Genomic DNA, 21,900 nt, shown 5'->3' on the forward strand with positions numbered 1-21,900 from the left:
CGTCACGGTGTGCTGTCGGTCGGCTGCAACCGGCCGATCTGATCCAGAGCGTTCTGCATTGCCTCGCGGTCGGACCACAACGATCCGGGCAGATCGATCAACGCACGCAGCCGCGATTTTACGATGGCATGCGCGCGCGCAAATGCGGCTGCTTTCTCGGCATCGCTGCCTGCAACTGCGGCGGGATCCGGCTGGCCCCAGTGGCTGCGAATGAAGTCGCCAAACACCACCGGGCAGGCGTCTGCCGCGGCCGAATCGCACACGGTGATCACCAGGTCCATGGGCGCAGCATCCACGAACTCATCCCACGATTTGCTGCGCAGCCCATCGATGGTGATTCCTTCGGCCTGCAGCTGAGCGAGTGCGAATGGGTTGACCTGGCCGGTGGGGTGGCTGCCTGCGCTGAATGCATTGAAACGTTCAGCGCCCCAGGCTCGCAGCGTGGCCTCGGCAAGGACGCTGCGGGCGCTGTTGCCGGTACAGAGGAACAGGACGTTGCGTGTCATGGTGCAGTCGTTGTGATGGCAGGAGGTGGGATCGGGCTTCAGCACTTGCATGCGGGCGCAGTGGGCCCGCACTCCTCGCTCGGCGAACCCGCGCAGCAGTTGTGCGTGAGGTACTCGATCAAGCCGGTCATGGCGGCGAAGTTGGCGCGGTAACAGACATTGCGGCCCTGGCTCTCGTTCTCCACCAGGCCGGCCTGTACCAGCTCCTTCAGGTGGAAGCTGAGTGTGGCCGGTGGCACCTGCAGGGCCGCCGCGATGTCACCGGCCACGCGCCCCGCTGGACCGGCTTCCACCAGCAGGCGGAAGGCCGCCAGGCGGGTGGCGTGGCCCAACGCGGTGAGCGCGACGATTGCATTTGACGTTTCCATATTTCTAGAATAGTCGAATGAATAAGGCGATCGCAAGTACCCAGCTGCCGAATCTGAGGGAAGCCTCGCTGCCCCAGCCCGACCCCAGCCTGCTCGCCGCGGGGAATCTGGGACCGCCCCGCATCCTGCTGCTCTACGGTTCGCTGAGGCCGCAGTCGTTCAGCCGCAAGCTGGCCCTGGAAGCCGAGCGGCTCCTGCAGTATCTGGGTTGCGAAACCCGGGTGTTCGATCCGCATGCGCTTCCGATGGTGGACAGCGTGGACAGGAGCCACCCCGAAGTGCAGCGGCTGCGCGCGTGGTCGCAGTGGTCTGAGGGGCAGGTGTGGGTCAGCCCGGAACGGCACGGTACCGTCACCGGCGTGTTCAAGAACCAGATCGACTGGCTGCCGCTGGAGGACGGCAGCGTGCGGCCCACGCAGGGCAGAACGTTGGCCGTGATGCAGGTGAGTGGCGGCTCCCAATCGTTCAACACCGTCAACACCCTGAGGGTGTTGGGGCGCTGGATGCGCATGCTGACCATCCCCAATCAGTCTTCGGTGGCCAAGGCCTGGCAGGAGTTCGATGAGGACGGACGAATGAAGCCCTCGCCATACTACGACCGGGTGGTGGATGTCATGGAGGAACTGGTGAAGTTCACCCTGTTGACGCGGGGCCGGGCGGACTACCTGGTGGATCGCTACAGCGAGCGCAAGGGTGACGCTGCAGCGGCAGCGCTGGCGCAGGCCGCAGGGGCGACGACCGCAGCCGGCACCGGGTGACGGCACTGCGCGACGCCTCCCGGGTGCACCCGCCTCAGCTGGCAGCCCCCATCCGGCTGTGCCCCTCAAGGCGTGCCGCCGACAGATACCGGCAGTAGCGGCCGATGAAGATGCCGGTGAAACCACCGGACAGCAGCAGGTAGGCAGCGCTGAAACCTGCGTTCGCGCTCAGCGCGGGCGACACTGCGAGCGCCGTTTCGAAGCCATACTTCACCAGGAACGTGATCAGCAGCAGCGGCAGCAGGCTGTAATCCGCGCTGCGCCACAGCCGCCCCGTCGCACTGTTCATGGCCACGCGGGCCCGGCGCAGCAACAGCCAACCCAGGCCCGTTCCTGCGCCGACGCCGACCAGCCACTCGCCCCAGGCCGACCACGATGCGCCGTAGCGGTGGCTGATGGACCACACCCCCCATGCCGCGAACACCGCCGGCACGATCGCCAGCGTAGGCAACGAGGTTTCGCCGGGCTTCATGGCCGCGATGCCCCGGGTGATGAGAAACACCATCAGCACCCAGACCCAGATCGGAGTATGCGAAAGGAGTTGCTGGAACAGGCTCATGACAGGTCCCCTTGGTGAGTGCCGGCGCAGTGGTGCCGGGCGGTGACGCGTACTATTCGCGCCGGAGCCTTCCCGAACCAGTGACAGGTGTCAGCCGCCTGAAGGGACATGACGGGTAGGTGGCGCTGGCATGCAGCAGCATGCTGCTGTCGACCAGCCCCGGAGTTCCCTGAACAGCAACTTCATTCATGTACCGGTCAGTTCAATATTCAGGGCTGATTTCGCCAACAAACGGATAATTCACACCTGTCGACCGCCTCTCCTCTCTCCCCCTCCCGGGAGGCGGTCGACGAAACCAAAATAATTAAAGGTGTGTCCCGATGAACAAGAATTCGCTGCTTGCCCTGGGTCTGCTGGCTGCCCTGCCGTTCGCTGCATCGGCTGCCGATGGCCTGTCGTACAACTACGTTGAAGGCGGCTACGTGAACACCGATGCCAAGGGCGGCGACGCCGATGGCTGGGGCGTGAAGGGCTCGGTGGCCGTCCACCCGAACTTCCATATCTTCGGCGACTACAGCGCGCAGGAAACCGACCGCTTCAAGAATGACGTCGACCAGTGGCGCCTGGGTGTCGGCTACAACTACGGCATCGCGCCGAACACCGACCTGGTGGCCCGCGTGGCCTATCAGAAGTACGACGAGAAGCGCGGCCTGGACTTCAATGGCTACTCCACTGAAGTGGGCGTGCGCACCGCGTTCAACCCGTACCTGGAAGGCTACGCGCTGGCCGGCTACGAAGATTTCAGCAAGAAGCACGGCTACAACCCGGACGGCGAGTTCTACGGCCGCGTCGGTGCCACCGCCAAGTTCAACCAGAACTGGGGCCTGAGTGGCGAAGTGAAGCTGGCCAAGGCGGGCGACCGCGAGTGGTTCGTCGGCCCGCGCTTCACCTGGTAAGAAACGCTCTGTCGTTAGTGCGTGTAACTGGCGTGTGACTCTCTCTCTCTCCCGCACGCCATCGAAGCCCGGCCTCGCGCCGGGCTTCACTTTTCTGCGCCCCAAGCGGCTGGCGCGCGACTGAGAACCGCTCCGTCGCAGCGGAAGCCGTTCCGCTATGATCGCCCGCACATCGCTGCACCATGCGCGATGCGCCCGCCTCAAGCCCGCAGGAACTGCCGTGAATTCCCAGCCCGCACCGATCACCGCCCTCAATCACACGCTCGACAACGAGCCGCAGCAGATCACTGCGCCGCTGACCCACTCGGCCGCCTTCCTGGTGCTGAAGGTGAAGGATGATGCGGACTCGATCGCGAAGGTACGCGACGTGCTGGCCAGCACCGATGACCTGATCAAGAACACGGCCATCCGCGAGATCGAACGGACCTTCACCTGCAATGTGGCGATCGGCCACCGTGTGTGGCAGCCGCTGGTTGGCAGCACGCCGCCGCGCGAGCTGCATCCGTTCCGCGAGATCAAGGGCGCCACCCACACCGCGGTGTCGACCCCGGGCGATCTGCTGTACCACATCCGGGCACGCACGATGGACCTGATCGTGGCGTTCGAGCGCAACCTGCTGATGGCGTTCGGCGATGCGGTGGAGACGGTCGATGAGGTGGCCGGCTTCCGCTATTTCGACGGCCGCGACCTGCTCGATTTCGTTGACGGCACGGCCAATCCGGAAGGGTTGTCGCTGCCGGACGCTACGATCGTCGGCGACGAGGATCCCGCGCATGCCGGCGGCAGCTACGTGGTGGTACAGAAGTACCTGCACAACCTCGACGCATGGCGCGCGCAGAAGACCGAGGTGCAGGAGGCGATCATCGGCCGCACCAAGCACGACAACACCGAGCTGGACGATGCACCGGCCGACGCGCAGAAGTCGCACAAGACGCTGTGCACCATCGAGGACGCCGACGGCGAGCACGACATCCTGCGTGACAACATGCCCTTCGCCAATCCGGGGCGCGGTGAATACGGTACGTACTTCATCGGCTACACGCGCCGCCTGTGGGTGATCGAGAAGATGCTCGAGCGCATGTTCATCGGCAACCCTGCGCCGCTGCATGACCGCATCCTGGACTTCTCCACCGCGATGACCGGCGTGACCTTCTTCGCGCCTTCGCGCAAGGTGCTGGCCGACCTGGGCGGGTGATGCCTGCCCGCCATCTGCCTGTCATCCGCGCCGTCGACGATGGAGCGCTGGACGACTGCATGAGGGTGCTGCCATGGAATCCGTACTTCGCGCCGACCGTCGCCGCTGGTGGCGACCGCTGGCATCGCTGATCGGCCTTCTGGCGCTGGGCGGCGCCGGGGCCGTCTCGGCCGATGAGGCTCCACCGCACTGGATGGCCTACGCCGCCACGGCAGGCAGTGAGCTGCAGCAGCGCCTGCAGCAGGCGCAGGACCCGAAGGCGCAGCGTGTGCTGGCCTGGCTGCAGGCGCACCCACAGGTGCCCACGCCGCTGCCGGTCAGCCTCTGGATCGCAGCCGATGGCCGCATCGCGAAACTGGAATTCGACAGTCTCGGCGATGCGCAGGCGGACGCGGATCTGCGCGCGACGCTGCAGTCGGCGCCGCTGTCGTCGGCGCCACCGGGCGACATGCGCCAGCCGTTGCGGTTGGGGCTGGTGCTGCAGCCGAAGTGAGGTGTACCGCGCGGCACTACCGCGCCGGCAGCAGCTCGCGCTCCCGCGCCGCCGCACTCCAGGCGCGCAGGCCGAATACCGCCAGCCCCAGGAAGAACACATACAGCGCGGCCGTGACGTGCAGCGACTTGAACAGGTACGCGCCCACATAGACCACGTCCACCCCGATCCACACCCACCAGCACGCCACATGGCGGCGCGCCTGCCACCACTGGCCGACCAGGCTCAGGGCGGTCAGCATCGCGTCCAGCCATGGCAGCGCGGCATCGGTGAAGGTGTGCATGACCGTGCCCAGCGCCACGCCACCGCACAGGCCGATGATCAGGTCACGCAGCAGTTTTCCGCGTGCCAGCGGCACAATGCGGATGCTGCCCTCATCGGCGGCGTGCTGGCGCCAGTTGATCCAGCCATAGACCAGGAAGCCGGCGAAGGCGACCTGCAGCAGCGTGTCGGAGTACAGCCTGGCCTCGGCGAACACCAGGCCGTACAGCGCCACCGACAGCAGGCCGACCGGCCACGCTGCCAGCCGCCGGCGCGCCATCAGCCATACGCCCAGCACGCTGCACAGCGCGGCGGTCCACTCGAGCACGGCGCCGCTCACAGCGCGAACGTCACCGACAGGCGTGCCTGTCGCGGTGCGCCGGGGAACAGGTAGTAGTCACCGCCGCTGCTGCCGGTGTCGCGCCAGTAGAAGCGGTTGAACACGTTGTCCACCGACAGGTTCCAGGTCACGGCGCGCTCATGCACGCGGTGGCGGAAGCGCAGGCCGGCATCGAACACCGAATAGTCCGGCGCGCGTACGCCGCCGTCGGCACGGGCCACATTGGCGGCGGCATAGCGCCAGCCACCGGTGACATCCAGGCCCTGCACGAACGGCAGTGCGTAGGCCAGGTGCACACTGGCACGCACCTTCGGCACGTTCACCAGCTGATGGCCTTCCTGGCCCGGCGTGCCGGTATCGCGTGCACGCGCCTGCAGCACGCTGGCGCTGGCGACGATCTGCAGCGCATCGGTCAGCTGGCCGTTGGCGGTCAGCTCCAGGCCGGTATGGGTCTGCGTGCCGCGCTCGACGAAGGTGTAACCGGCATCGCTGTCATCCGGCATGGCGTACTGGTAGGGCTGCGAGATGCGGAACAGCGCGGCGCCCAGGGTGAGCGACGCAGCTGGCACGTACTTGACGCCGGCTTCCAGCTGCCGTGACTGCACCGCCGGCAGGAAGGCATCGGCGTTGGAGGTCCAGAACGGTGCCTCCTGGCCCAGCGCAATGCCGCGCACATAACTGGCGTACGCATTGAGCTGGTCGGTGGCCTTCCATACCAGCGCGGTCTGCGGCAGGAAGCGCGACAGCCGGCTGTGCCGCTGCGGCGTGCCGCGCTTGTCGTACGCGCGCTCGTCCAGGCGGACGAAGCGGCCACCGGCCAGCCACTGCCAGTCATCGCCGAACTGCATGCGGTCCAGCGCGAACACGGCGGTCTGGCGGCTGTCCAGGCGCCGCGCGGACGGGCCGGGCATCAGCGGCGAGGGTTCGTACACCGGCACTCGCGTGTCGTGGATGTTGCTGCTGCCTACGTACTCGTTGACGCTCGGTCGCCTGTCCACCGTGCGGCGGAACGTGTCGGCGCCGACCGTCAGCTGGTGGCCGACGCTGCCGGTGTCGAAGCGGCCACGCAGCTCGGCACGTGCCTGCTGGTTGCGGCGGGTATCGTCCGGACTGCGGTAGTCGTAGATGTCGTAGTCACCGTTGGGGGCGAAGTAGTTGCCGGGCACGCTGCCATCAGCGCACGCGTCGGCGTAGTAGCAGCCATAGGCGAAGGCGACGTTGTCGTCGATGACCGAGCGGCTGTGGCCCACCGACAGCCGCGACTGCCAGCGCTCGTTGAAGTCGTAGGTGTGTACGGCGGTGATGTTGGTGCTGGCGATTTCCACCGGGCGCTGCCACGGCTGATAGCCCAGCAGGTGCTCGCGGTCGACGCCACGAGGCAGCTCACGTGCGCCCAGCAGCTGGTAACCGGACACCGAGCGCTGCGAACTGGTCTGGTAGTTGGCGTCCACTTCCAGCTTGCCGCGCTCGCCGATCAGCCAGTCCGCTGCAAGCGAATAGAAGTTGCGGCGGCCGTCGGCGTGCTCGACGTAGGACTCGCTGCCCTCCCAGGCGGCATTGAGGCGGATGCCGAAACGCGGCGTGATCCAGTGGCCGACATCGACGGCGGCATAGCGCGAGCCTTCCGAATCGGTGCCGAGGGTAGCCGCGCGCACTTCCGCCGGGCGCTTGCCGATGTAGTTGATGATGCCGCCGGGCGCCATCACGCCCGCGGCGAGGCCGGCTTCACCCTTCAGGATCTCCACCGCCTGCACGTTCTCCAGCGCCAGCCGCTGCTCGCCGGCGATGGCCAGGCCGTTGAAGCGGTAGCCGGTGGCGGCATCGAGCGCGAAGCCGCGGATGGCGACGTTCTGGTAGTAGCCCACCGGCGCGTAGGCATCACCGAGCGAGGCGTCATTGCTGGCCAGTTCGGACAACGAGCGCACCTGTCGACGGTCGAGGTAGTCGCGTTCGAGCACGTTCACCGAGGCCGGGGTGTCCTTCCAGGATCCGGCGCCGAATGCACTGACCCGCGCGCTGTCGGCCGCCGGCCTGCCGGCCTGCACGCGGACCGCTGCCAGCTCGGTGGGCGAACGTTCGCCGCTGTCGGCTGCCAGGTCGGGGGAGGCTCCAGCCTCGCTGGCATGCAGTGGCAGCGCGGCACAGAGGGCGAGAGCGAGCAGGGTGGGACGCAGGCAGCGGTTCATTCGATTCGTCTTCGGACAACAGGGGAGACGAAGCGACGGCGCGCAGGTGCACCGGCCCGGAACGGGGGTGTGGTTGCGGCTCAAAGCTCCCTACGCCGGTGCAAACCGGATCAGGTTCCAAGGGACTCTCTCAGCCTGCAGATCCAGGCACCCCCGCTTCAGGCCGCTATTTCACTACAGATGGCAGGGATTTGCGAGCCGATGCCCTTCAGGCGGCGGCATGCAGCGCCTGCAGCAGGGCCTGGCCGGGTGCGCTGGCGAACCACGCGGCATGGCCCAGCATGAAGGGATACCAGGCGACATCGGCGTTCGCCGTCGAGCCGGTGATGCCTTCGAAGTACTCCACTTCGGACAGTGCGAAGTCGAAGTGGACCATCGGCAGCAGGTCCGCCAGCAGGTGCAGGCGGGTGGCCGACAACGGCAGCACTTCGCGGTAGCCGTCGAGCAGCGCCAGCGCGATGTCGATGCGCACCGCCTCATGGCCCCGCTCCAGCTCCAGCCAGGCCACGGCATTGCGCTCGATCGCGGTGGCCAGGTCGAACAGCGCGCTGGTGGGTGAGGCGAGGCCGAAATCCAGCACGGTGCTGACGTCGTCGCCGCGCCACAGCAGGTTTGAGACATGCCAGTCGTTGTGCGCCCACAGCGGCGGCTCGGCGGACAGGCGCTCGGCCAGGCCGGCATGCCAGGGCAGGACGTCGCGGCGCAGCTGCGCCTGCCACGGAATCCGCGCCAGGTAGCGCGCCAGTCCCGGGCGGTCGGGAAGACCCGCTTCCAGCGCGCTGATGGGGTCGGCGGCGCGGATCAGCTCGTCGCGTGCCACCAGGACATGCGTGCTGCGCTGTGGGGCCTGGTAGCTGGCGGCGGCCTGATGCAGCCGGGCCAGCATGCGTCCGGCAGAACGCGCCCGTGCGATGTCCGTCAGCAGCGTCCAGGAGGCGGCGTCGCGGTACAGATCGTCACCCACCCCCGGTGAATGCAGTTCATAGGTCCAAGGCCCATGCTCGATGGCGCTGTCGCCTCCGGCGGTGGGCAGAACCTTCACCACCGGCACGCCGGCAGCGTCCAGATGGGCGATGAAGCGGTGTTCCTCCTGCAGGCAGGCGGCACTGCGCACGCTGCGGTGGTGGCGCTTGATGAACACCCGGCCGCGGGTACCCTCGACCAGCGCGGCGGCCGACAACGGCCGGGGGCTGTGCCAACGCAGGGCGCTGTCCGCGTCCAGCACCGGATAACGGCGGGCCAGCCAGGCAACCTCGGCTGCATCGATCGCGGGCCAGTCGGCAGCGACCTCATCGTTGTTGAGGCCCTGCACGCGGTGGGCGGTGGAGGTCATGCGGGGGCCGGGGGCAAAGGAGTCATCCAGGGCTGCGCATTCAACGCCATGGACGGCCCGGACGCAAACGGGCGGGTCATCGACCCGCCCGTTTGCCGGTGATGCCGGGCAGTGCCGGCGAGGGTTACCAGCCGCGGTGGCGACCGCGGTCGTGGTAGTAGCGGCGGTCGCTGTCGCGCCAGCGGCGGTCATGACCGCGGTCCCGATAGCCATAGCCCCGGTGGTAGCCGCGCTGGTAGCCGCGGTCGTAGCGGCGGTCATAACGACGGTCGTGGCGGTCCGGGGTGGTCAGGTTGCCGATCGCGCCGCCGGCCACGGCACCGCCGACGGTGGCGGCCGGATCGCCATTGGAGATCAGGTGGCCGGCGACGCCGCCCACCACCGCACCGACGACGGTGCGCTTGTCCTTCCTCGACATGGCGCTGGCGTCGCTGACCACGGCGACACCGGCCAGCAGGGCCAGGGCCATCGCCACGCCACGGAAGCTGAGAGCGGAAGTACTGAGCATGTTCGGTTCTCCTGTAGGGGCATGCCACGGTGGGCAGGGAGGGCGCGGGCGCCCTGGCTGCCGTAGTGACCACGCTGGCGCCCGGAGATTGCCGGAACATTGCGTGGGCCACTGGGCGGCGTGCGTATTCATCTAGCGTCAGGAGGCATGAAGCCTGCCTGAAAGTTCAATGGCCGGATGGACAGGATTCAGATTTTGCCGTCACGCAGATAGTCGAACAGCTCCGCATCGCCTTTCAGGCCCAGCTTCAGCATCGCATCGCCCTTCTGCCGGCTGATGGTGCTGACGCTCTTGTGCAGCTGCACCGAGATCTCCTTCACCGTCATGCCGGTGCCGAGCAACCGCAGCACTTCCAGTTCGCGCGGCGACAGCGGTTTGCCGTCGCCTTCGCGCATGCGCCAGCTGCCGGCGGCCTCGACCCGCTCGCGCAGGCTGCGGCTGATATAGAGCTGGCCGCGGTTCACCGCCTGGATCGCCTGCGGCAGCTCGTCCATCGACGAACTCTTGTCGACCAGGCCGAGCACGCCGCTGTCGAGCACCATGCGCAGGATCGCCAGGTTGCTGGAAACGCTGAGCATCAGCACCTTGAGGTCGGGATGGCGGCGCCGGATCATGCCGATCATGGCGAAGCCATCGGCCTGGGGACTGCCGGGCATCGAATAGTCGGTGACCAGCAGGTCGCATGGCTGGCTGGTCAGCAGCGCCATCAGCGCCTGGGCGCTGTCGGCTTCACCGACGACCTGGCCAACGCCGCTGGACTCGATGACGGCGCGGGTTCCGATACGGACCACGGGGTGGTCGTCTGCGATGATGATGCGCAAGCTCATGCTCTAGTATGACCACCGGGCACGCCGGGCCGCGACCATCGCGGCTCCTGGCAGGATTCTAGGAGATCAACGCCGATGCGTAGCTGGGCTGTTCGCGGGCGGGTCCTGCTGCTGGCCATGTTGGGTCCTGCCGTCGCTTGGGCGCAACTCGCGCCCGGCCCATTGCCGTTGAGTCCCCTGCAACGCGAATACCTGACCGCGCACCCTCGCATCGTCGTCGGGCAGTATGACAGCGGTTGGCCCCCTTTCGAGTCGATCCACGAAGGCCAGCAGGTCGGCCTGGGACCGGACTACTTGTCGCTTTTGGCTCGTCGTTTGGGCGTGAAAGTCGAGGCACGCCGCTATCCGGACTGGACATCCGTGCTGGACGCGGCATGCCGGGGCGAGATCGATGTGGTCATGAACATCGGCCTGAGTGCCGACCGAACCCGTTGCATGGTCTACACCTCGGCCTATGTCGAAGCGCCGCTGGCGGTGGTCGGACGACCTGGAGACCTGCGTGCTTCGGAGATGCCGGATCTTGACGGACTGCGCGTCGTGATCGAGCAGGATTTCCTGACCGCACCGCAGGTGCGTGCACGATTTCCACGCGCTCGACAACTTGTCGCAAATGGCACGTTGGCGGCGTTGCAGATGGTCAGAGACGACAAGGCCGACGTCTATATCGGTAATGCCTATGTCGCCACCGAGCTGATCGCGGCCCATCAGCTGAAGGGAGTGGTGCTGCTGCGGCCCAGCGATCTGCCGCCGGAGCGGGCGCACTTCGGCGTCCCCAACAGCAAGCAACCGCTGGCCGAGGCGCTGGATCTTGCGCTGGCTGCCACCAGCCAGGCGCAGCGGGACGCGCTGGCCCAGCGCTGGCTGCGGCCTCCGGAATGGTCCGCGTCGGCGCAGCTGGCCCTGAGCCAGGCCGAAAAGCGCGTGCTGCAGCAGCCGTTGAAGATCACCTTTGCGCCCAATGCCGCGCCGCTTTCGTTCACCGACGACGACGGCCAGCCCAGCGGCCTGACCAGCGAGTACCTGCGGCGGCTGATCCAGGTCGGCGCCAACCTGAAGGTGGAAACCAGCCACGACTGGTTCGAGGTGCGCGAGAAGGCGCTGCAGGGTGAGGTGCAGGCGGTGATGGGCATTCCCACCGATTCGCGCTACCTGGGGCCGGACTGGGTGTTCAGCCAGCCCTTCATCAGCGTGCCGAGCGTGATCGTCGGCACGCGCGACAGCCCGGCGATCCTGGGGCTGGCCGATCTGCAGGGCAAGCGCGTGCTGCTGTCCGACCCGGAACGCCTGCGCGGCTACGTGCTGCAGCAGGCGCCACGGGCAAAGATCATTCCCGCGCGCAGTGGCGAGCAGGCGTTGCAGCGATTGGCCAATGGCGAGGCCGATGCCTACGTGGGCAACCTGGTCCTGGTCGATCACCTGTTGCGCAACCGCTTCCCGGGCCGTCTGCAGATCCTTGCGCCGGCCGGATTCGGCGACCAGCTGGCGCTGGCTGTCGACCGTCGCCATGCCGCCCTGGCGACCACCTTCGACCGCCTGCTGCTGCAGATGTCACCGCGGGAGCATGAGGCGCTGCGGGGCGACTGGCTGGCCGTGGAATATCGCAGTGGCGTGGACTGGGACGCCGTGCTGCATTGGGGGCTTCCGCTGCTGCTGGTGCTGCTGACCGGGGCGGTGGTGCATGGCGTCGGTCACTGGCGGCTGCGCCGGGAGGTGGCCGGTCGCCGCCATCTGGAGCAGCGCCTGGCCGAGGTCACCGACAATCTGCCTGCGGTGGTCTACCAGGCACGTCGCGACGCGGACGGCAGCCTGGCCTTCCCCTTCATCGCCGGCGACCTGCAGGCACTGTTCGGCATTCCGCGGCAGCGTGCCGAGCAGGATGCGCAGGCGCTGCTGGCGCGGATCGAGGACACCGACCGCCAGGCCGTGCTGAAGGCCATCGACCAGGCGGCCCGCCAGTTCGCGCCGCTGGCCTTCGAGTTCCGCCTGCTGCCGGGTGATGACGGCACGCCCGCGCGCTGGGTACGCAGCCAGGCTCACCCTTACGCCACCGAGGCCGGCGCCGTCACCTGGAGCGGCTACTGGGTGGACGTGACCCAGGCACGCGTACAGGCCGATGCGCTGGCGGCGGCCAAGATCGAGGCGGAACAGGCGGCCGAGGCCAAATCACGCTTCCTGGCCACGATGAGTCATGAGATCCGCACGCCGATGAGCGGTGTACTGGGCATGCTGGAAGTGCTGGCGCACTCGCCGCTGGATGCAGAACAGCAGCGCATCCTTGCCGTGATCGAGGATTCTGCGCAGATGCTGCGGCAGATCCTCGATGACATCCTCGACTACTCGCGCATCGAAGCCGGTGCGCTGCGCCTGGAACCGGTGCCATTGTCACTGCGGACCCTGCTGGAAGGCGTGTGCCGGCTGATGTCGGCGCAGGCCAGCGCGCGTGGCCTGGCCCTGCACGTGCAGATCGATCCGCAGCTGGCTGCGGCGCATGAAGTGGATGGCGTGCGCCTGCGGCAGATCGTCTTCAACCTGCTCAGCAATGCCATCAAGTTCACCGCGCAGGGCGATGTGTGGCTGCGGCTGGAGGTGCTCGGGCCGACCACCGCCGATGGCAGCCAGCCGTTGTGCCTGAGCGTCATCGATACCGGCATGGGCATCGCGCCGGAACAGCTGCAGCACCTGTTCGCGCCGTTCACCCAGGCCGGTGCATACATCCAGCGCGACCATGGCGGAACCGGCCTGGGCCTGAGCATCTGCCAGCGGCTGGTGCAGATGATGGACGGCACGTTGACCCTGCAGAGCACGCTTGGCGAGGGCACCCGCGCGGAGGTGCGTCTGTCGCTGGTGGAAGCCGGCATCGAGGACGTCGCCGTGCTGGCGAGCGAGCACGAGCAGGCGGCGCTGCTGCCGACCGCGCTGCGCCAGAGCCGCGTGCTGGTGATCGAGGATCATCCGACCAACCAGGCGATGATGGCCTGGCGGCTGCAGCAGCTGGGCCTTCCGCACGTGCTGGTGAGTGATGGCCAGCAGGCGCTGGACCGGGTGGCGTCGGAACGCTTCGACCTGGTGATCACCGATTGCCGCATGCCGGTTCTCGATGGCTTTGCGTTCACCCGCCTGCTGCGCGAGCGCGAAGGCCGCCAGGGCCAGGCGCGCATGCCGGTACTGGCATTGACGGCCAGCGTGCTGGACGACGACGCGCGACGTTGCCGCGAGGCCGGCATGGATGAGGTGCTGGCCAAGCCGTTGTCGCTGGCTACGCTGCGCGCGGCGTTGATGCGATGGCTGCCGCAGGCGTCCGTGGCACCGGAGGCGACCGCCGAGTCGTCCGCAGCGGTGGAGGGCGACGCATCGCTGGACCTGGCGGGCCTGCAGCGGCGCTTCGGTTCGCATGCGGTCGCCGTGCAGCTGGCCGCCACCCTGCTGCAGGCCAGCGAGGTGGATATCGCGGCCGTGCAGCGTGCGGTGCAGGCCGGCGACCGCGAGGCCGCCGCCCTGCACCTGCATCGCCAGGCCGGCGGGCTCGGGGCGGTGGGCGCGCACGCGCTGGCAACGCAGGCCAATGCCCTGGTCGAACGCCTGGAAGACGCCGGAGAAGTGGACAGCGCGCCGTTGTTCGCCGAGGTCCAGGCGTTCCTGTCACGCCTGCAGCAGCAGCTGCAGGGGCTGTCTCACTGAGCGGACTGCTGCTGCAGGTAAGCGATCACCAGCGCACGTCGTTCGGCGCTGGGAAACGCGTTGTACATGCGCGTGCCGGGCACCTGCTGCGTTGGTGACTGCAGGAAGGCATCCAGGGTCTGCGCGGTCCAGACGATGTCGGCCCGGCGCATGCCCTGCGAATAGCCATAGTCGGGCAGGCTGCCAGCGCGGCGTCCGATCACACCGTGCAGGTTGGGGCCGAACCGGTGGATGCCACCGGCCTGCACCGTGTGGCAGCCCGCACACAGTTCGAATGCGCGCTGCATCGCCTGTTGTCGCGCCTGCTCAGGCGTGGCCGGTGGCGTGGCCGTGCGCTGGCAGCCGCTGCACGCCAGCAGCAGGACGAGGGCAGGGAGCAGACGGAAGGCACGCATGGGCGGAGAGGATAGCCGTGGCCGCCGCGGGCCGGGCTGCGACACGCGGTCGCAGCCCGCTGCGGTCACATGCCCGAGTAGTTCGGGCCGCCGCCGCCCTGGGGGGTCACCCAGACGATGTTCTGGGTGGGATCCTTGATGTCGCAGGTCTTGCAGTGCACGCAGTTCTGCGCGTTGATCTGCAGGCGTGCGTTGTCGGCTTCGCCAACGAACTCGTACACGCCGGCCGGGCAGTAGCGCGCTTCCGGGCCGGCGTACTCGGCCAGGTTCACCTTCACCGGAATGCTCGGGTCCTTCAGGGTCAGGTGGCTGGGCTGGTTCTCGTCGTGGTTGGTGCTGCTCAGGAACACCGAACTGAGACGGTCGAAGGTCAGCACCCCGTCCGGCTTCGGGTAGCTGATGCGGGTGTGCTGGGCCGCCGGCTCCAGGCAGGCGTGGTCCGGCTGCGTACGGTGCAGCGTCCACGGCGGGTTGCGCACGCCCAGCTTCGGCAGCAGCCACTGCTCCACGCCGGTCATCAGCGTGGCCACGGTCTGGCCCTTCTTGAACCACTGCTTGAAGTTCTTGGCCTGCTGCAGTTCGGTGAACAGCCAGCTGGCTTCGAAGGCCTGCGGATAGGCGCTCAGTTCATCGTGCTGGCGATCGGCGGCCAGCGCGTCGAACGCGGCGTCGGCGCACAGCATGCCGGTCTTGATCGCGGCGTGGCTGCCCTTGATGCGGCTGGCGTTGAGATAACCGGCCTCGCAACCGACCAGCGCGCCACCGGGGAACACCGTCTTCGGCAGCGACAGCAGGCCGCCGGCGGTGATCGCACGCGCGCCGTAGCCGATGCGGGTACCGCCTTCCAGATGCTTGCGGATATCCGGATGGGTCTTGAAGCGCTGGAATTCCTCGAACGGGCTCAGCCAGGGGTTCTTGTAGTCCAGGCCGACCACGTAGCCGATGGCGACCTTGCCACCGTCGGCGTGGTACAGGAACGCGCCGCCGTAGGTGTCGCTGTCCAGCGGCCAGCCGGCGGCGTGCACCACCAGGCCCGGCTCATGCCTGGCCGGGTCGATCTGCCACAGTTCCTTGATGCCGATACCGTAGGCCTGCGGGTCCTTGCCTTCGTCGAGCCTGTAACGGGCGATCAGCTGGCGGCCAAGGTGGCCGCGCGCGCCTTCGGCGAAGATCGTGTACTTCGCATGCAGCGCCATGCCGCGCTCGAAGGCCGGGCCGATGCTGCCGTCCTTCTCGATGCCCATGTCGCCGGTGGCCACGCCGATCACTTCGCCGGTGTCGCCGTACAGCACCTCGGCGGCGGCGAAGCCGGGGAAGATCGCAACCTCCAGCGCCTCGGCCTGCTGCGCCAGCCAGCGGGTCACTTCGCCCAGGCTGATGATGTAGTTGCCTTCGTTGTGGAAGCACTCCGGCAGCAGCGCATTGGGCGTGCTGCGCGACCCGGTCTCGCTGAGGAACAGGAACTCGTCGCGGGTGACCTTCTGCTTCAGCGGTGCGCCGCGTTCGGCCCAGTCCGGGAACAGTTCGGTCAGGGCGCGCGGGTCCATCACCGCACCGGACAGAACATGTGCACCGGGCTCGGAGCCCTTCTCCAGCACGCACACCGACAGTTCGCGGCCGGCTTCGATCGCACGCTGGCGCAGGCGGATCGCGGTGGCCAGGCCGGCCGGGCCGGCACCGACGATCACCACGTCGAACTCCATTACTTCACGCGGGGGCAGGGCGTTGGCTTCAGCGCTCATCGATTGCATGACTCGTGGGTAGTGCCGGTGGCAGGGCCACCGGCGGTTGCCTGGAAATCGCGCGTGCAGCCACGGCGAAACGGTTGTTTGAATGTGTCAGGGTACCGGGACGGGCGTGATCGAGCTAGATAGACGCCGTTCACCGCACGATTGCTGCAGCGCAGCGTAGTGCCTCAGCCCTGGTGGGGGCTAACCCTGGTCGGCACGCGCTGCCCGGATGACCGACAATGGCCGGGTCCTGACTGCGTGTGAGTGCCATGGCTTTGCATCCGTACGATCTGTTCGATGTCCGTTCCCTGCTCAACGAGGAAGAGCGTGCGGTGCAGGAGAGTGTCGCCCGCTTCACCAACGAGCGCGTGCTGCCGATCATCGGCGATGCCTTCGACCAGGCCCGTTTTCCGTCTGAACTGGTACCGGAGATCGCATCGCTGGGCCTGCTCGGCGCGACACTGCCGGCCGAATACGGTGGCGGTGGCCTCGGCGCGGTCAGCTATGGCTTGATCTGCCAGGAGCTGGAGCGCGGCGATTCGGGCCTGCGCAGCTTCGTTTCGGTGCAGAGCTCGCTGTGCATGTATCCCATCTACGCGTACGGCAGCGAGGAACAGCGCCAGCAGTGGTTGCCGGCGATGGCACGCGGCGAACTGATCGGCTGCTTCGGCCTGACCGAGGCGCACGGTGGGTCCGACCCGGCCAGCATGAAGACCCGAGCGGTACGCGACGGCAGCGACTGGCGCATCAGCGGCAGCAAGATGTGGATCACCAGCGGCCCGGTGGCCGACCTGGCCATCGTCTGGGCACAGACCGAGGACGGCATCCAGGGCTTCGTGCTGGAGAAGGGCATGGCCGGTTTCACCACGCAGGAAATCAAGCACAAGATGAGCCTGCGCGCCTCGTTGACCGGCGCGCTGTTCTTCGACGATGTGCGCGTGCCCGACAGCCACCGCCTGCCGAACGTGAAGGGCCTGAAGGGACCGCTGGGCTGCCTGACCCAGGCCCGTTACGGCATCAGCTGGGGGCCGATCGGTGCGGCGATTGCCTGCCTGGATGAAGCGCTGGGCTATGCCAAGGAGCGTGTGCTGTTTGGTCGTCCGCTGGCGGCCACGCAGAGCGCGCAGATCAAGCTGGCCGAGATGGCCCGCCGCATCACCACCGCGCAGCTGCTGGCCTTGCAGCTGGGCCGCCTGAAGGAAGCCGGCCAGCTGCAGCCACAGCAGGTCAGCCTGGCCAAGTGGAACAACTGCCGCATGGCCATCGATATCGCCCGCGAGTGTCGCGATCTGCTCGGTGGGGCTGGCATCACCACCGAACACGTGGCGATCCGGCACGCGCTGAACCTCGAATCGGTGATCACCTATGAAGGCACCGAGACCGTGCACCAGCTGGTGATTGGCCGCGAACTGACCGGCATCAACGCGTTCTGACAGCGGGTTCCGGTGGGTGCCAACCTTGGTCGGCACATTTCCTCGGCGCGCATCCGGGCATCGGTGCGGACCAAGGTCCGCACCCACCATAAGCAGGTCACACGTACGTGTAGAGCCGAGCCCATGCTCGGCTGCTTCCTCTCACGCGCCGCCGGCAAACCCGTGCTGCCGCCAGGCTTCATACATCACCACGGCAACGGTGTTGGAAAGATTGAGGCTGCGGTTGTCCGGCCGCATCGGCAGGCGCAGGCGGCGGCCATCCGGCAGTGCATCGAGCACGTCCTGCGGCAGGCCGCGGCTTTCCGGGCCGAACAGGAAGGCGTCGCCCTCTTCAAAGGCCACGCTGTCGTAGCGCACGCTGGCGCGGGTACTGAGTGCGAACAACCGATTCGGTGCAATCCGCGCCAGCGCGGTGTCCAGATCCGGATGCACCTGCAGGCGCGAGTACTCGTGGTAGTCCAGGCCGGCGCGCTTGAGCTGCTTGTCTTCCAGTGCGAAGCCGAGTGGCTCGACCAGGTGCAGCTGCGCGCCGGTGTTGGCGCAGAGCCGGATCACATTGCCCGTGTTGGGCGGGATTTCCGGTTGGAACAGGATCACGTGGAACTGGGGTGCGGCATTCATCGGCGCAGTGTACCTGCGACGGCGGCCTGCTTTACGGCGCGCGCCCTGCGCGGGGCAGGGCGGCACCGCTTACGGGCGCAGCAGGACCTGGGCGGTTTCGGTGGCCAGGGCCTGCAGGTCGGCCGCGCTCGGACGCACCTGCAGGGTCGGCAGGTTGACGATCACCTGGTTGGCGACGCTGGTGGCGGCGGCGGCCAGGGTGGCGGCGTAGCGCTGTGCTTCCAGTTCGGCGGCCAGGGCGACGCGCTGTTCCAGGCTCGGGCGCACTTCCACCGCGGCCAGGGTGGTGATCGGCAGGGCGGCGGCGACGGGGGCGGCGGTGAAGCCGTCGCGTTCGGCCAGCTGGTCGGCGCTGGGGCGCACTTCCACGGTGGCCAGGGTCGGAATGCCGCTGGCCTGTTCCCAAGCCTGCTGGGCCAGCTGGTCGGCGGCCGGGCGAACCTGCACGGTGGCCAGGGTCTTGATGGATTCGGAGGCCTGCACCGACGAAACAACCGCGGTGCCGGCGATCAGGGCGATGGCGATGGCAATGGTCTTGGCGTTCATGACGGGGCCTGTTTAGTGTTGTTGAGCGGTGGTGTGGTAGTAAGGTAGAACACCAATTCGGGGGATGCAAGGGAAATTTTCGATTTCTTGCATTTGTTCAGTCTTCAGTCAGCTTTTGTCTGAAGCCCTTCTTGGCGCAGGAAGTACCAAGCAAACCCCGTGCCAACTTTTAATCATTGATTTGAAAGGGTTTTTCTCCCGTCGGAAAGTGTCCGCGGGGCGGACACCTGTCCATCCGAGGGGGCGCGGACACTGTCCGGACGCAGGGGCGGGGGAGACGTGACTGCTGTCGGGGGCCGCCGACAAGGCCCTGAACGGCTACGGGGGCAAACACCCCCAGTGACTGCTGGCGGATTCCGGGCCCCGGATGGGCGCGCTAGGATCGGGCTTCACCAACGTGACCAAGGATCCGGAAATGTCTCTCGCCCTGCGCCCGCGTGCTGCACTGCTCGCTGTTGCCCTCAGCACTGCCCTGGGCACGCTCGCGCCCACTCCTGCACTGGCGGCCAAGACGGTCACGCCGGCCAAGGTCGATATTCCGTTCGAGCAGTTCACCCTGCCCAACGGGCTGCGCGTGATCGTGCATACCGATCGCAAGGCGCCGATCGTGGCGGTCAACGTCTGGTATCACGTCGGCAGCAAGGACGAGCCTGCGGGCCGCACCGGTTTCGCCCACCTGTTCGAACACCTGATGTTCCAGAGCAGCGAAAACCACGACGGCGAGTATTTCGAACCGTTCAAGCAGGTGGGTGCCACCGGCCAGAACGGCACCACCAATACCGATCGCACCAATTACTTCGAGAACGTGCCGACCACCGCGCTGGACATGGCGCTGTGGATGGAGTCGGACCGCATGGGCCATCTGCTCGGTGCGATCGACCAGGCGGCGCTGGACGAGCAGCGTGGCGTGGTGCAGAACGAGAAGCGCCAGGGCGAGAACCAGCCCTACGGCCAGGCCTGGGAGAAGCTCAACCGTGCGATGTACCCGGCCGGCCACCCGTATCACCACAGCGTGATCGGCTCGATGAACGACCTCAACGCGGCCTCGCTGGATGACGTCAAGACCTGGTTCCGCACCTGGTATGGCCCGAACAACGCGGTGCTGGTGCTGGCGGGCGATATCGACGTGGCCACCGCCAAGGAGAAGGTGGCCCGTTACTTCGGCAGCATCCCGGCCGGTCCGAGCATGGCGCAGCCGAAGGTCGACGTGGCCAAGCGCCCGGCCGACACCCGCGAGACGATGACCGACAAGGTGCCGCAGTCGCGCATCTACCGCGCCTGGAACGTGCCGCAGGTCGGCACCACCGACGTCGACCAGCTGCAGCTGCTGGCCTATGTGCTCGGCGGCGCCAAGTCCTCGCGCCTGAGCCAGCGACTGCAGCACCAGGACAAGCTGGTGGACAACATCAGCGCCGGCGCCTACGCCTCGCAGCTGGGTTCCAACTTCATCGTCATGGCCACGGTGAAGCAGGGCCAGGATCCGGCCAAGGTCGAGAAGATCATCGACGAAGAACTGGACCGGTTGATCAAGGAGGGCCCCACGGCCGACGAGCTGGCGCGTGCCAAGACCGGCTCGCGCGCAGCGTTCATCCGCGGCATCGAGCGCATCGGTGGTTTCGGTGGCAAGGCCGACGCACTGGCCGAATGCGCGGTCTACACCGGCGACCCGGGCTGCTTCCGCACGTCGCTGGCCAACATCGACAAGGCGACCGCGGCCGACCTGAAGCGCCTGGGCGCACAGTGGCTGGACGTCGGCAGCCACACGCTGGTGGTCGAACCGGGCGAGCGCGTGGCGCTGAAGGAAGATCCCTCACAGGCGCCGAAGCCGTTCAACGTGCCGGCGGTGGACCCGAAGTACAGCACTCTGCCGGAGCAGGTGGACCGCAAGGCCGGCGTGCCGCAGACCCGTGAATTCCCGCAGCTGAAGTTCCCCGCCCTGCAGCGCGCCACGCTGAAGAACGGCACCCAGGTGGTGCTGGCCGAGCGCCACGAGATTCCGGTGGTGCAGTTCAGCTACCAGTTCCCGGGTGGCTTCACCGCCGACCAGGGCCGCAAGCCGGGCACCGCCAACTTCACCATGAACCTGATGACCGAAGGCGCCGGCAAGCTCGGCTCGCTGGCCTTCGCCGATGCCGCCGATGCGCTGGGTGCCAGCCTGGACGCCGGTGCCGGCCTGGATTCGGTGACCGTGGACCTGTCGGCACTGAAGGAGAACCTGGTGCCATCGCTGGCCCTGTACCGCGATCTGCTGCGCGAGCCGCGCTTCGAACAGGCCGAGATCGACCGGGTCAAGGCCACCTGGATCGCCGGCATCCAGCAGGAGAAGGTCAACCCGAACGCGGTGGCCATGCGCGTGCTGCCGCCGCTGCTGTACGGCAAAGGCCATCCGTACGCCATTCCGTTCACTGGCAGCGGCGATGAAGCGGCCATCAGCAGCCTCACCCGCGAGGATCTGGTCGACTTCCACCGCGACTGGCTGCGCCCGCAGGATGGCACCCTGATCGTGGTTGGCGATACCACGCTGGCCGAGATCGTGCCCCTGCTGGACAAGCAGCTGGGCGACTGGAAGGCCACGGGCGATGCGCCGCAGGTGAAGGCGGCCACCGATGTGGCGCTGCCGAAGGGCCCGCGCGTGTTCCTGATCGATCAGCCGGGTGCGGTGCAGGCAAACCTGTTCGCCGGCCAGGTGGTGCCGCCGTCCAGTGACGCCAGCTCGACCCGCTTCGATATCGCCAACGGTGTGATCGGCGGTGACTTCACCTCGCGCCTGAACATGAACCTGCGCGAGGACAAGCACTGGTCCTATGGCGCGCGCAGCAGTGCGCCGAACTCGGTCGGACAGCGGCCGTGGGCGGCCAGTGCCCCCGTGCAGATCGACAAGACCGGCCCGGCGCTGGCCGAGATGCAGAAGGAAATCGTCGAGTTCAGCACGGGCAGCAAGCCGGCCACCGCTGCCGAGGTCAACCGCATCCGCAACATCCAGACGCTGAGCCTGCCGGGCGCCTATGAGACCGCCAGTGCGGTCGCCGCGACCATCAGCAGCATCGTGCAGTTCAAGCGGCCGGATGACTATGTGCTGCGTCGCAAGGCCGAGATCGAGGCGATGACGCCGGCCCAGGTGCAGCAGGCTGCGGCCGAGATCAAGCCGCAGGCGCTGACCTGGGTAGTGGTGGGCGACCTCAAGCAGACCGAGGCGGCCGTGCGCGCGCTGAACCTGGGCGAGGTGACCGTGCTGGATGCCGAAGGCAAGCCGGTCAAGAAGTAAGG

General features: G+C 67.5%; 19 protein-coding genes and 1 riboswitch. Of the genes, 7 read left to right on the forward strand and 12 right to left on the reverse strand.

All coding sequences use genetic code 11. From position 1 onward, the window contains the following. Window positions 1-2: 2 nt before the first annotated feature. Window positions 3-506: an arsenate reductase ArsC gene (locus ACVOMM_RS13280; RefSeq protein WP_065182163.1), complete on the reverse strand. Its 504-nt coding sequence runs from the start codon at window positions 504-506 to the stop codon at window positions 3-5. Between the two features lie 38 nt (window positions 507-544). Beyond that, a complete protein-coding gene (locus ACVOMM_RS13285; protein WP_053518034.1) occupies window positions 545-874 on the reverse strand; it encodes an ArsR/SmtB family transcription factor in 330 nt (109 codons plus the stop codon). Between the two features lie 17 nt (window positions 875-891). On the opposite strand from ACVOMM_RS13285, the gene arsH reads away from it, so the two are divergent. After that, window positions 892-1,632, forward strand: a complete 741-nt coding sequence (gene arsH / locus ACVOMM_RS13290) for an arsenical resistance protein ArsH (protein ID WP_481526348.1) — start codon at window positions 892-894, stop codon at window positions 1,630-1,632. 34 nt (window positions 1,633-1,666) lie between these two features. Here the strand turns inward: arsH and ACVOMM_RS13295 are convergent, their stop codons facing one another. Further along, window positions 1,667-2,191: a DUF6622 family protein gene (locus ACVOMM_RS13295; protein ID WP_346480086.1), complete on the reverse strand. Its 525-nt coding sequence runs from the start codon at window positions 2,189-2,191 to the stop codon at window positions 1,667-1,669. 320 nt (window positions 2,192-2,511) lie between these two features. Here ACVOMM_RS13295 and ACVOMM_RS13300 point away from each other — a divergent pair, with 320 nt between their 5' ends. The 3 genes from ACVOMM_RS13300 (at window position 2,512) to ACVOMM_RS13310 (ending at window position 4,775) form a co-directional block, all read left to right on the forward strand. Continuing rightward, on the forward strand, window positions 2,512-3,087 hold the full coding sequence (locus ACVOMM_RS13300) for an OmpO family porin (protein ID WP_065174160.1): 576 nt from the start codon (window positions 2,512-2,514) through the stop codon (window positions 3,085-3,087). 220 nt (window positions 3,088-3,307) lie between these two features. Continuing rightward, complete coding sequence (locus ACVOMM_RS13305; RefSeq protein WP_065174161.1) at window positions 3,308-4,282, forward strand: Dyp-type peroxidase; 975 nt, start codon at window positions 3,308-3,310, stop codon at window positions 4,280-4,282. 73 nt (window positions 4,283-4,355) lie between these two features. Beyond that, a complete protein-coding gene (locus ACVOMM_RS13310; protein WP_481526349.1) occupies window positions 4,356-4,775 on the forward strand; it encodes a hypothetical protein in 420 nt (139 codons plus the stop codon). A 16-nt stretch (window positions 4,776-4,791) separates the two neighbouring features. Here ACVOMM_RS13310 and pnuC read toward each other — a convergent pair whose 3' ends face one another. From pnuC to ACVOMM_RS13335, 5 genes are all read right to left on the reverse strand, one after another. Beyond that, window positions 4,792-5,364: a nicotinamide riboside transporter PnuC gene (gene pnuC / locus ACVOMM_RS13315; protein WP_053518445.1), complete on the reverse strand. Its 573-nt coding sequence runs from the start codon at window positions 5,362-5,364 to the stop codon at window positions 4,792-4,794. An 8-nt stretch (window positions 5,365-5,372) separates the two neighbouring features. Then, a complete protein-coding gene (locus ACVOMM_RS13320; protein ID WP_481526350.1) occupies window positions 5,373-7,562 on the reverse strand; it encodes a TonB-dependent receptor in 2,190 nt (729 codons plus the stop codon). Between the two features lie 70 nt (window positions 7,563-7,632). Next, window positions 7,633-7,727: riboswitch (TPP riboswitch) on the reverse strand. 43 nt (window positions 7,728-7,770) lie between these two features. After that, window positions 7,771-8,895 (reverse strand): phosphotransferase enzyme family protein, encoded by a 1,125-nt coding sequence (locus tag ACVOMM_RS13325; protein ID WP_481526351.1) that lies wholly within the window; start codon window positions 8,893-8,895, stop codon window positions 7,771-7,773. Between the two features lie 124 nt (window positions 8,896-9,019). Next, window positions 9,020-9,403 (reverse strand): glycine zipper 2TM domain-containing protein, encoded by a 384-nt coding sequence (locus ACVOMM_RS13330; RefSeq protein ID WP_253118345.1) that lies wholly within the window; start codon window positions 9,401-9,403, stop codon window positions 9,020-9,022. A 188-nt stretch (window positions 9,404-9,591) separates the two neighbouring features. After that, window positions 9,592-10,230 (reverse strand): response regulator, encoded by a 639-nt coding sequence (locus ACVOMM_RS13335; RefSeq protein ID WP_053518414.1) that lies wholly within the window; start codon window positions 10,228-10,230, stop codon window positions 9,592-9,594. Between the two features lie 75 nt (window positions 10,231-10,305). On the opposite strand from ACVOMM_RS13335, the gene ACVOMM_RS13340 reads away from it, so the two are divergent. Then, on the forward strand, window positions 10,306-13,908 hold the full coding sequence (locus tag ACVOMM_RS13340; protein ID WP_481526352.1) for an ATP-binding protein: 3,603 nt from the start codon (window positions 10,306-10,308) through the stop codon (window positions 13,906-13,908). Here ACVOMM_RS13340 and ACVOMM_RS13345 read toward each other — a convergent pair. Next, entirely contained in the window at window positions 13,902-14,303 is a 402-nt protein-coding gene (locus ACVOMM_RS13345; RefSeq protein ID WP_053518416.1) for a c-type cytochrome, read from the reverse strand. The two genes, ACVOMM_RS13340 and ACVOMM_RS13345, sit on opposite strands and share 7 nt — an antisense overlap. A 65-nt stretch (window positions 14,304-14,368) precedes the next feature. After that, the gene (locus ACVOMM_RS13350; protein ID WP_481526353.1) at window positions 14,369-16,045 is read right to left on the reverse strand and encodes an electron transfer flavoprotein-ubiquinone oxidoreductase; all 1,677 of its coding nucleotides are present in this window, start codon (window positions 16,043-16,045) and stop codon (window positions 14,369-14,371) included. Between the two features lie 257 nt (window positions 16,046-16,302). Here ACVOMM_RS13350 and ACVOMM_RS13355 point away from each other — a divergent pair, with 257 nt between their 5' ends. Further along, window positions 16,303-17,466, forward strand: a complete 1,164-nt coding sequence (locus ACVOMM_RS13355) for an acyl-CoA dehydrogenase family protein (RefSeq protein WP_043400717.1) — start codon at window positions 16,303-16,305, stop codon at window positions 17,464-17,466. Between the two features lie 141 nt (window positions 17,467-17,607). On the opposite strand, the gene ACVOMM_RS13360 is transcribed toward ACVOMM_RS13355, so the two are convergent. Both ACVOMM_RS13360 and ACVOMM_RS13365 read right to left on the reverse strand, forming a co-directional pair. Then, on the reverse strand, window positions 17,608-18,087 hold the full coding sequence (locus ACVOMM_RS13360; protein WP_061479351.1) for a tRNA (cytidine(34)-2'-O)-methyltransferase: 480 nt from the start codon (window positions 18,085-18,087) through the stop codon (window positions 17,608-17,610). Window positions 18,088-18,156: 69 nt separating this feature from the next. Next, entirely contained in the window at window positions 18,157-18,633 is a 477-nt protein-coding gene (locus ACVOMM_RS13365; protein WP_065182052.1) for an XAC0231 family protein, read from the reverse strand. Window positions 18,634-19,048: 415 nt separating this feature from the next. On the opposite strand from ACVOMM_RS13365, the gene ACVOMM_RS13370 reads away from it, so the two are divergent. After that, on the forward strand, window positions 19,049-21,898 hold the full coding sequence (locus tag ACVOMM_RS13370; protein WP_053518421.1) for a M16 family metallopeptidase: 2,850 nt from the start codon (window positions 19,049-19,051) through the stop codon (window positions 21,896-21,898). The last annotated feature ends 2 nt before the right edge of the window (window positions 21,899-21,900 follow it).

Source organism: Stenotrophomonas sp. STEN009 (genome assembly GCF_056760395.1).

Excerpts from the sequence above, each read along its gene's own strand:
- ACVOMM_RS13370 (WP_053518421.1), top strand. The coding sequence starts at position 19,049 with ATGTCTCTCGCCCTGCGCCCGCGTGCTGCACTGCTCGCTGTTGCCCTC.
- ACVOMM_RS13310 (WP_481526349.1), top strand. The coding sequence starts at position 4,356 with ATGGAATCCGTACTTCGCGCCGACCGTCGCCGCTGGTGGCGACCGCTG.
- ACVOMM_RS13345 (WP_053518416.1), bottom strand. The coding sequence starts at position 14,303 with ATGCGTGCCTTCCGTCTGCTCCCTGCCCTCGTCCTGCTGCTGGCGTGC.
- ACVOMM_RS13295 (WP_346480086.1), bottom strand. The coding sequence starts at position 2,191 with ATGAGCCTGTTCCAGCAACTCCTTTCGCATACTCCGATCTGGGTCTGG.
- ACVOMM_RS13330 (WP_253118345.1), bottom strand. The coding sequence starts at position 9,403 with ATGCTCAGTACTTCCGCTCTCAGCTTCCGTGGCGTGGCGATGGCCCTG.
- ACVOMM_RS13340 (WP_481526352.1), top strand. The coding sequence starts at position 10,306 with ATGCGTAGCTGGGCTGTTCGCGGGCGGGTCCTGCTGCTGGCCATGTTG.
- ACVOMM_RS13280 (WP_065182163.1), bottom strand. The coding sequence starts at position 506 with ATGACACGCAACGTCCTGTTCCTCTGTACCGGCAACAGCGCCCGCAGC.
- ACVOMM_RS13285 (WP_053518034.1), bottom strand. The coding sequence starts at position 874 with ATGGAAACGTCAAATGCAATCGTCGCGCTCACCGCGTTGGGCCACGCC.
- arsH (WP_481526348.1), top strand. The coding sequence starts at position 892 with ATGAATAAGGCGATCGCAAGTACCCAGCTGCCGAATCTGAGGGAAGCC.
- ACVOMM_RS13335 (WP_053518414.1), bottom strand. The coding sequence starts at position 10,230 with ATGAGCTTGCGCATCATCATCGCAGACGACCACCCCGTGGTCCGTATC.
- ACVOMM_RS13300 (WP_065174160.1), top strand. The coding sequence starts at position 2,512 with ATGAACAAGAATTCGCTGCTTGCCCTGGGTCTGCTGGCTGCCCTGCCG.
- ACVOMM_RS13360 (WP_061479351.1), bottom strand. The coding sequence starts at position 18,087 with ATGAATGCCGCACCCCAGTTCCACGTGATCCTGTTCCAACCGGAAATC.
- ACVOMM_RS13350 (WP_481526353.1), bottom strand. The coding sequence starts at position 16,045 with ATGAGCGCTGAAGCCAACGCCCTGCCCCCGCGTGAAGTAATGGAGTTC.
- ACVOMM_RS13365 (WP_065182052.1), bottom strand. The coding sequence starts at position 18,633 with ATGAACGCCAAGACCATTGCCATCGCCATCGCCCTGATCGCCGGCACC.
- ACVOMM_RS13325 (WP_481526351.1), bottom strand. The coding sequence starts at position 8,895 with ATGACCTCCACCGCCCACCGCGTGCAGGGCCTCAACAACGATGAGGTC.
- ACVOMM_RS13355 (WP_043400717.1), top strand. The coding sequence starts at position 16,303 with ATGGCTTTGCATCCGTACGATCTGTTCGATGTCCGTTCCCTGCTCAAC.
- ACVOMM_RS13320 (WP_481526350.1), bottom strand. The coding sequence starts at position 7,562 with ATGAACCGCTGCCTGCGTCCCACCCTGCTCGCTCTCGCCCTCTGTGCC.